2 protein-coding genes and 1 pseudogene are annotated in these 10,819 nt (G+C 43.2%); 2 read left to right on the top strand and 1 reads right to left on the bottom strand.

Annotated elements, in window-relative coordinates; translation table 11 throughout:
- Window positions 1-92: 92 nt before the first annotated feature.
- Both LG003_RS21770 and LG003_RS21765 read left to right on the top strand, forming a co-directional pair.
- Window positions 93-548, top strand: coding sequence for a hypothetical protein (locus tag LG003_RS21770; protein WP_112879645.1), 456 nt, complete (start codon window positions 93-95; stop codon window positions 546-548).
- A 399-nt stretch (window positions 549-947) separates the two neighbouring features.
- Window positions 948-1,434 (top strand): annotated as a pseudogene (locus LG003_RS21765) (DUF2569 domain-containing protein).
- A 320-nt stretch (window positions 1,435-1,754) separates the two neighbouring features.
- Here LG003_RS21765 and rtxA read toward each other — a convergent pair.
- A partial coding sequence (gene rtxA / locus LG003_RS21760; RefSeq protein ID WP_262981621.1) for an MARTX multifunctional-autoprocessing repeats-in-toxin holotoxin RtxA occupies window positions 1,755-10,819 on the bottom strand: 9,065 nt, incomplete at its 5' end.

The following is a 10,819-nucleotide window of genomic DNA, read 5'->3' as shown; positions in this document are numbered from 1 at the left end:
ATAATATTACTAATGGCTGGAAGATGTTTGACCGTAGAGGCAAGCGAATGGGGACTTACGATAGTGATCTGAACAGAGTTAAGGACTGATTGATGTTTGGTATATTTCCCGGTGATGCACCCATCAGAGAAAACAATGAGCTAGTTCTGCCTGCAACAATTATTATTGATACATTTACAGAAGCAGTTCACATACCTTTATCTTATTGGAGCTTTGAGGATTACAAGCAGAGTTGGCGAACTTCTCTTGAAGAGGGTATACACAGTAAAAAGCCTGTAGCGCTAGCTGTATCAATGTATGAGCCTGATTACACAAATTTTATATTTGCTTGGATCATATATTTCGCAGGTGAGGAAGTTTTCTTACAAAATAGCATCCTCTTTTTAGATGAGTGTCCAGGTTTTACTCCTGAGAAGATAAATAACTTCATAGAGTCGCGTACTACGCACAATGAAGATGGGATGAAAATATCTGAATGGAATACTGATCTAAATAGTATTATAGATTTTTATAACAGTCTTAAAATTAATACAGAATCCCAATCTTGAATTAGGATTTCTACTTTATTCTCCACTAAATTATAGTGGAGAATAATGCACTAGCAAGTGTACTGGCGGCGGCCGAGGAGAATGAAAAAAGGTACAGTTGGGAAATAGCAGTATAATGTGAGATTTAAAGAATGATCGAGTAAAGTTTTTCTTTATTAAAAACATCATATGGATATTAGTTATATTTTTATGAATCTAACTATTTCTTTATTATCAGATGGTTGCCTTGATTTTTTATAGATGGAATATTTCTTTTTTCACTTGAAGATGTAAATAAGGCTATTAAAAATAGGGGGGTTTATCAGACTAATATGTTATTGTTTTATATACTATCACCTGTATGATTTACGTAAATTAATAATCAATCTTTGGATTGAGATTACTATTTGGAGAAATTTTATGAAGTGTATTAAATGTGAAAACCCAGCATTGCATGAATCAGATTTTTGTGCAGCATGTGAAGAGAAAGAACTGAGTGGAATTGGCGGATTTCTCTATTTTCCGGCAATAAATATTATCTTTGCAATATTAAGTTCTTTATTTAGTTCATATAAAACGATGACAACCTTGATCTCTGGTTATGATTTTCTAGGTGAATTACGTATCCTTATAGGATTTGAGTTTATTTGTTTTACCATTATTTTTGGAGTTGCACTTTATACATCTATTCTTTTCTTTAGAAAAAAGAAAAGAACACCTTTATATTATCTTTTTAATTTTTACTTCATTATTTGTAATAACTGATTTAGCATTGGCTCATTATGTATATGAAATAAAACTGGATTATAATTATCTCTTCTTGCTTTTTAGAGCTGTGTTTTATACATGTATATGGGTACCTTACTTTATTATATCTATCCGAGTTAAAAGAACATTTATAAAATAATGATTTAAATTAAACTATTTTGCAAATAATATTCAATAAGAGTAGGTTAATTTTTTGCAACTCATATTTATTCAAAAAATATGGCAATCAAAACTATCCCGGCTTTGTGAATTATTTACAAAAGTCAGGCAATTTAAATCACTCGTTCATCAAGGTCTGAGTACTGTATTTTGCTGAACTCAGACTATTTAATTTCTACTTGATTCGTAAGCATGCGGCGGAAAAGGGTAAGCTAGCGATAATACCCTTGCAAGATTAAGATGGCTCACCTATCCAGTGAGCCATTTTTATTGTTATTACTTAGCGTTATAGCAAGTTAATCAGGCAAATTTACCCTTGCCAATTGCGGTATCTGCCCACGCCGTCGTAATAGCCTCTTTCGCCTTGCTGTCCAGCCCTTCGATAAAACCGTTATCACCGACTGTCGGGGCAAAACTACTCATTGCCTGAATCAAGGTGTCAACCGCATTGTCGGAAAGTGCCGTAAATTCACGCACTCCTGATGCATTCTTACGCTCCATTTGAGTCACTAATTTGGCACGATTACCATTAAAGTAATCACTAAAAGTGACGGAACCCACCGATTCAAATACACCCTGAGCGGTTTTATCCTGAGTACAGCGATTCACTGATAATACTAAATCGTATCCGCTGCGCTGGAACCACAGGTCTTGCCAGTCAATACCGTTAAAGACAATCATGTCTTCCGCATCGATATCATTAACCTGACAATCAATTACTTTACTACTGACCACAAAGCTGTCTACTCCTGCGCCACCCTGGAAGTGGTTTTGATATCCCCCCAAAACCAGTAGATCTTGACCGTCACCACCATCAAACTGACTAAACTTCGAAATAGTAGCGGCTATCAGGTGGTCATCTCCTTCTCCACCATTAATTACCGCATGATAGCCCATCAGTTTAATGACATCGTCACCCATGTTGCCATCAATTCGGTTGTCATTACCAAACACCCTGCCAAAGTCATTGCCTTCACCTAGCTCAACCCGGTTGTTATTACCGATGGTCACGGCATAATCTTGATCTTCCCCAGTATCTACCTGATTGTAGTTACCAGAGGTGACAACGTAGTCATGCCCGTTACCGGCATCAATAAGGCCACCTTCGCCAAAAACAAATGTCTGATCATTACCCTCACCCATGAACACATGGTTAATGCGTCCAGCTACTACTGCGGTATCATCGCCACTACCACCAAACATCCAGTTTTCACGTCCCATCAGAACGCCCAAGTCATCACCTTCACCACCGGTAAAGATGTTGGAAGTGCCGATGGAGTAATAAACATCATCTCCGCGGCCACCCCAGAAGTTGTTGTTATCGCCCAGATAAGCACCGAGATCTTTACCGTCACCGCCCCAGTTGAAGTTATAGTTCCCTAACGAGATATGGATATCGCTATCCCCTTGCAGATGACCGCTGTTACGCAGGAAATCAAAGGTTTTCTGCTCCATATTGAGCAGATCTGCCGTGAGATTCTCTTTCAGATTGGTCACTAATGACTTCATCTCTTCTTGTTTATCTTTGCTGAATATCGTCGCAAACAGGTTAGGCAAATTCAGCGAATTAAAGCCCAAGGCACGCTCTGATTTGTCATTAGCCTGACTATCCCCACTGTTGATGGCACCCGGTATACCCTTTTCCCGATTTTTATCAGGCGCTTTCTCTTTCAACCCATGACTGACAAGAAATGATTCAATACCATCGGCACTCATATTGGCGTTCTGTTTCAAACCATCAATCAATTTATCCGGATCAGTGAAGGTACTTAGTTGATCACCACCAAACTGCTTAATAACTTCCAACATCTCTTGCAAAATCGCCTTGCCATCAACCGGCTTACCAGTACGGGCAACAATCTGTCCCTCCGGCGTGTAATCCACACCAAAAATATCCGCTAAAGTAGTATCGGCATTCACACTAGCTAACCGGCCAAGCAGTTTGTTTTTAAGCTGACGCGGTAAGTCCTGTAGATTGTAAGTAAATGTTATTTTCGCCAGGCCCGTTGTTGAATATTGCTGCGTCATCAGACCAAACAGAGAACCCAGGTTGGTATCCAAAATCGATTGAATATGGTCACCGAACATAAAGTTCCAGCTACCGGTTGTGACCTGAATGTCCGCTCCCTGACCACCTACCGCAAAATTGAAAACCAGTTTCTCATTGGCTTGACGGAATTTATCCGCACGGCTCATTTTACTGGTATCAATATTGTTGCCGTGACCACTTAGCCATTGGTGGTACTTCTTGTTCAATGCTGCTTCTGTGTCACTTTTTAAACCACGGCTACTGCGCTCGCACTGCGAATCCAGATCAACCAAGGTCTTGTAATCCACACTGCTGGTTTGGTCTAAACCAGACATGTCCTGCACGAATTTTTTCGCGCCAGATAGCGTCCACTGCTGATTTTGCGCCGCCAACCAATTCCACTCCTCGTTGGAATGAGCAATAGATTTCAGTACACTAGTAATACGAGCAGCGCCATCAAATGGATTAACCAGCGGTGGCGTAGGGATGGATTTATCCATCATGACAATCAAGTCATTACTGCGACCTTGGTTGAAGCTGACGTTACGGTTACCAATAAACATCTGCGCCCCTTCAAACGCTTGATAACCACCCAGATCCACGCTGTGTTTACTGTCACCATCCCCAATGTGAACCATCACATTGTTGTCGCCAAAGGCCAGTGACTTAAAACCACCCGTACCCACTTTGATACCTACGTTCGATGTTCCCCAATTGATCGCAGTAAATTCACCGTCGCCCACGTTTACCTGTATATTCCCGGCATAATTCAGCGGCTTATCAGCTTGAGGATTTGAGCCAAGCTCTACCCTGTTTTTGCGCTTTCCTGGCGCGGTGAAAACATCATGGTTATCCGCAATTGCCCCTTTAGTTACTGAATCAGCATCGGTGTATCCCACCCCGGCAAGGTTGATATCGCTTTCAGCCACACCACGACGCAATTTTTCTGTTGTAGTCGTTAGTTCACCCTGTTCATTCCAACGTAACACCAGTTTGTTATCGTCCAACTTGTTAACCCACTGATTATTTTTATCGCGGGTAAATTTACGGCCTGTTGCATCAACGGCTACTTCACTACGACGCGCTGAAACATCACTATGGATACCCTGTTTATCTAAGGCAGTAATAAAACGATAGGCAAAACCATTCCGCTTGTCATCACTAATCAGTGAACAACCCACAATGCTGATACGATCAGGTTTACCCGCCAGGTTAAAGTTCTGGCTGAACTGTTTTAGTTTTGTTGCCAATTCATCAGCACTGTAACCACTCAAACGAGTGTTATTTTGTGCCGATGCGCTACGGCCATGACCAACAATCTGCCAACGTAATTTGCCTGATAATCTGGCAGGATCACCATAAATGACATGATATTTGCCATCAGCATCAAGTTTAACCACTACGCTGGATTCTGGGTGTTTACCCGCCAGATTGATCGCTGCTTTTGCTACAATCGGGTCATTTTCCATCTGAATAATGATCTGACTACCAAAACGTATCCCGCGATTGTCACTCTTTTGCAGCGAGTTCTTCACCACGTCCCGATTTTTATTTTGAAAATCGGAGAACGTCGATACAATCCTATCAGCATATTGGCTCATTAAAGCGCCGCTCTCGACATGACCATAAAAGGTTTGTTCACCCGATACGCGATAACCAGCAGCGGTCAATCTTGTACGCAGCTTTTCCCCTTCATGCCCTAAATCTTGATTGTCAGTTAACAACATGATCGGCGTATTGATCGGCAAGCCTTTGAGGTTTTTTTCTACTGAAAATCGTCCATTCATCGCTTTTGCCAATGCCCCAATCATGCCGCCAGGGTTTGGTATGTCATACGCGGTTATGGTTTTGGTCATACTCGATATTGGCCTGTCGAGTAACAGACCTGACACGGCTTGGTTATTTTGCGCTGCATATCGGGCAAGATCAGCCGCCACCGGCCCACCGACGGAATAACCATGAATGATAATATTACCCGGCTTAATACCTCGTTCTTGTACCAAATAGCGAAACATTGTCCGGGCATCCTGATAGAACCCTTGCTCACCTGGACTACCATCACTACCACCATAGCCCCGCATGTTGACAGCAAGTATATCAATGCCCTGCTTTTGATAGTGGCTTTGGATGTCATGAGCTTGCTCTTCCGCAGATAAACCTGAACCATGAAGGAAAAGCACGACTTTTTTCTCTGCTGCCGTCGAGATATCATCTGGTTTTATGTCACCTTGATGATAATATCCAGTTAAACGTCCCCCTTCGCCTTTTAGGGTGATTTTGCTTGAACTGCCATTAGCAACAGCATCATTAAGAATGGTCTGCGTCTCATCACTGATATGGCGGCGCTCTTCTTTAAAACCATACAGTTCGTTGTTAAAGAATCGGGTCACTGGGTTTAAAGAGTCTTTATCCTGTGGCGAAGTACCATCATCCTCAATTAATACCGACTCTGACGCTCCATTTTTGCCCGATAACGCCTGCAATACTTCCACCGGAGAGTTCTCTCTCTCTGGGGTATATTCTCGATAAAGATGTTGGGTTTTCTCAAATGCATTATTTATTGCCTGATTTACCCATAATTTTCCTTTACCTCCGGCGATATCCATCAGATCTGTATAACTGGCGGTGTAGTTTTGCAGTACCTGCCGACGTTCATCATCAGCCGTCTGCAATGCTTTGTAGACCACCAAACTTTCATTAACCGAATGACCGCCATCAAACACCAAAAACGCCAACGTATTAAGGTATGCCTGCTCTTGCGAGAAAGTAGGATCTTGACTGGCAATATAGTTATTGAGATGAACCATGATATTGGTCGAGCCAGATGCCCCCGTTACCACGGAATGCCCCTGCGCCAGGGCGTTACGCTCAAGCGTTGTTTCCTGTCCAGGCGTCAGCACTCTGCCCGCCGCCACCTTTCTGCCAGACAGGAAATCTTCATATTGATCACCGGATGGCTGGTAAGGCAATGCAATACCATAATCATTGGTTTGCTGTTCAGTTAATTTCACTTTATAGGTAACATCCGCCATATTAGTTAACTTACTACTGGTGGAACGCGCCTTATAGATCTCATCCCGATAGAAAATATCCGCTTCCGCCTTCCATTGAGATAAATGTAACCCCATACCATCAGTGTTCGACATTTTTACTGCCAGAAACGGAATTTTGATCATTTCAAAGCCGTTATCCACCTTGGTCATCATGATCTTAAAGTTATCAAAGGTCGGTTTTTGCAGGAATGCGGTCAGTTCAGGCACCCGACTGAACCAAGGACGAATATCCTTTTTAATTTTTTCGGCAAAAGCTTGCATCCTAATAGCAATTTGTCCGTCGAGTACAGGTGAGCCCGGAGTAATTTGCATATACGACTCAAACTCCTGCACCAGAAACTGACCTATCCGCCTAGAGGTCGCTATCGCATCAGGTGACGCATTTTTCACCAACGCATGCGCCAACTCAGAATCAAAACGACGGCCAAATAAGTTGTCAATATATTGGGTAGTTGACTTTTCTCTGTGAGCATCAGCCTGTAATGACAGTACCAAAGCATGTAACTCAGGATATGCCTGTAACTGGCTGGCAGCAGCATCAAATAACTTGATAGTTTCCTTCGATGTGACTTGTCCGGTGAGCCAGAGTCCTCTAGCTCGTCCAATCCAAAGCCTCGCTTCCGGGATATTCGCGGCTTCTAATCGGCTCATAAAAGCAATCAGACTTTCACTTTCGGTCTTAGGCGCTTCCCGTTCAGCGGTTGAATTCGTTCGAGTCAACGGGGTAATCTGCCACTCAATAAGACGATTAATTTCGTTTTGTGTTATACCGCCTTTTAAACCGACAACACGTCCGGTTCCATCAAAGATGACTCGCTGCTTAAGATGTTCAGCATGTCGAGGCGCCACAGCAATCCCAAGGACGCCAGCGGATTCAGCTCGCTGGACCTGCAAGTGCTCTATCATTCGGCCCATTTTAAAACGTACTAAGTTCACCTGATTGGTGCGTAGAGCAAATTCCTTTGGGCTACGCTGTTGCCAATCAGCTATCGCCTGTTCAAGTTGCGATACATGCTCTTCATCAAAATGACTCATCGTTTTATAGAAAGTGTCACGTACCGCGGTCAGCGCCTTACTAAGCTGCCTTTTCCGCCCCAATGTTCGTGCATTAGGATTGATAAATAGTTTATTTCCTTCTTTCAATAAATTAAATTTTGCACTTTCAAATAGAGCAGAATTTTTCTGCTCTACCTTGACATCATTCCCCAACGATTCCAGATTAATGCCTGAAATCCGCGGCACCTTTCTGGCTCGCTCACCTGAACTGTTCGACGTTGGCATCACCTTATCGTCAGATTGTACTTTGACAAACGATTGTACTTTGGCAAACTTTGAAGTAGTTAAAACGCCGGTATTTTCCGCGCGGATACTGGCATTTATCTGTAGACGCTCAACCGCTTGTTTAGCATCATCCAACGCTTGTAGCTCTTCTTTAGTCAATCCCTTGTAGAATCTTTTTTCAGCTTCCGGTATTAATTCGGGATCAATATAGCTACCTGTCTCCCCTGCTCCTGTCGATTCGTAGGCATTACCAGACAAACCACTACCACCGGCACCGGTACGATCAGCTTTGGAATCGCCCTGTTTTACCCCTCTAACATCTTCTTGTGCCTGGGCAATTTTATTTTCAGCCGCAGCAATATCACGTTTACCCCGATATTCCGCCCCTTGACAGGCGATATTTGCATCATTTTCTGCTTCTTTGGCCCGTTGTTGCTGTAATAATGCTTCTTCTTTTCTTAACTCTGCTTTCTTCTGAGCCTCTGCAATATCTTGTTTTGCACTGGCATGATGCTGCTCACTTTGTGCTACACCGGCCTCGGATTTCTTAACCGCTTCTTTTACTTGTTGTTGGTTATCCGTAATAGATCGTTGAGCATTAGCTAATTTTTTCTGGGTAATAAATTTGGTGTAATTCAGCTCGTCCTGAGCACGGTTCAAAAATTGGGAAGCAAACTGATTACGCCATTGATCACCTGATTGGCCGCAGTAATTGGCATAGTCACCAAGTACATCCAAACCTTGCGTCATGGAAACCAGTTTGTCAGTCTCTGCCTGCGCTTCTGTCTCTATCGCATTACGCTGTGTCAGCCCATTTCGGCTAACTGCTGCCTGATCCGTTAATTCCAACTGGGATTGCGATTTCGCAATTTCTGCCAGTTGTTTCTCTTTTTCCTGTTCCAACAGTTGGCGATCTTTTTCGGCTTTTTCTTTATCGCTTAACGCATTTTGTGCCGCTTTATCCTGTTTCACATGTTCGGTAATAATATTGGCTTGTCGTGAGCTCTTAGATTTTGCAAAAACGTTATCCAGAATATAGCCTACACCATCATTCAAGCCTGTTCCTTTAAACTCAATTCGATTACTGCCCGCTTTTGCTGTCAGCTCTAGTGTTTTATTTTGCCATTTCGCGGCATCGCCAAAAGTCGAGAAAACAAGTTTGCCGTTCCAGAAAACATCCATACCATTGTCGGCTGAATAAGCGTCGGGACGATTGGCAAAATCAAAGCTCAGAGAAATGACTTCTCCCTCAGAACGGTTTTGCAGGTCCTGATAAATAGTGGTGTTTTTATCAACATCAAGTTCACTGACTCGTTCGCCATAACGGGTATTATTAGGCCCATTAGTACTCACTGGGCTATAGGCCGCAATATCATTGGTTGATTGCCAACCCAATTTACCTTGCTCAAGGTCACTATTGACAATCAATGACGTCTCAGATTTCACAGCGATATTGTCTAAGATATAGCTAAATCCATCATCCTGGCCTGTACCTTTAAATTCAATCCGGTTAGTACCTGCTTTTGCCATTAAATCGAGTTTTTGAGTTCGCCATATAGCTCCCGGTCCAGAAGCTGAGAATACAGACTTACCATTCCACAACACCACTATTCCACAGTCACTCAGATCACGGTCCATCATCTCTAAATGACTCATAAAATCAAAAGTCAGTGAAACCACTTCTCCTTCAGACAAATTTTGTAATTCCCGCCAAATTACAGTGTTTTTATCAACATCAAATTTACTGACTCGTTCACCATCACCGGTATTATCAAGACCATAAGCACTCGCAGGGTTATATGCCTCTATATCATTAGTTGACTGCCAACCCAATTTACCTTGTTCAAAGTCACCATTGACAATCAGATTTTCATCCTGATCTGACTCCGATAGCGTTTTTTGACTCAAAACACTTTCTATTGAACTGACGTCAGACGTCTCCACGGCTGTTATAGCACCATTGAAACTATGGTTTAAATCTGAACTTACTGGCGCAATTTTATCCATCTGAAAGCCATCAATGGAGGAAACTTCCGCTAAATTTATCGCGCCTCTGCCTTCATGGGTGCCCGACGTGTTAGCTTCCTCCCCATGAACCAGATAGTTGATTGCCTGACTGCCTCCCACACCTAATGTTGTCTGTTTGATATGCTCAAAGAGGGAAGAAAGTTTGTTGCTTTCCGTAGCAGAGAAGCTGTAAAAATCACCATTACCAATTTTAATCGCCACGTTGTTGCGCGCATAAGAGGCATGGATACCCAAGCCATCACCCACATGGATATTGGCATTGCCGTTACCTTTCATGACCGCAACATTGAGGCCATTGCCCACTTTGGTATTAATATTGTGCTTACCCCACGCCAAGTTAACCGAAACGCCATTACCTACATGAGTGTTAATGTTAGCGTCACCATGAGCAGCGGTGACATTTAAACCATTGCCCACTGTCGTCGTGAAGTTAGCTTTCCCTTTTGCTGCCGTAATCTGCATACCGTCACCCACTTTGGTGACGACATTGCCTTCACTCCATAAGGCATTAAAACTGTCTCCCTTACCCACCTGAGTGACAATGTTAGCCTTACCTTTCGCCAGCACCACATTACGCCCGTCACCGACTTTAGTGATCACGTTGGCTTTGCCCCAGGCACCAGTGTAATCGTCACCGTTACCCACATGGGTAATGATGTTGGCATCGCCCTGAACCACCGTGACTTCTTGCCCATTACCCACTTTGGTAACAATGTTCGCTTGACCTTTCGCGAAGTTGTAACGGTCGCCATTTCCCACCTGAGTCAGGATATTCGCTTCACCCCAGACCGCATTCACCCCGGCGCCATCCCCAACTTTGGTGATAAGATTGGCTTTACCTTTGGCAAACCCCACTGTCGTGCCCTCGCCAACATGGGTCATCACGTTACCGACATCGGAAATAAGCAGGCCGACTGTCGTCCCCTTTCCTACTTTGGTCAGAATATTGCCTTTACCAAGCAAAACAGCCGCCG

Source organism: Photorhabdus kleinii, from assembly GCF_025384885.1.
Lineage (GTDB): Bacteria > Pseudomonadota > Gammaproteobacteria > Enterobacterales > Enterobacteriaceae > Photorhabdus > Photorhabdus kayaii.
This window is presented reverse-complemented; position numbering and strand designations above follow the sequence as displayed.

Bases quoted from the DNA above. Each gene is read 5' to 3' on its own strand.
- LG003_RS21770 (WP_112879645.1), top strand. From the start codon at position 93: ATGTTTGGTATATTTCCCGGTGATGCACCCATCAGAGAAAACAATGAG.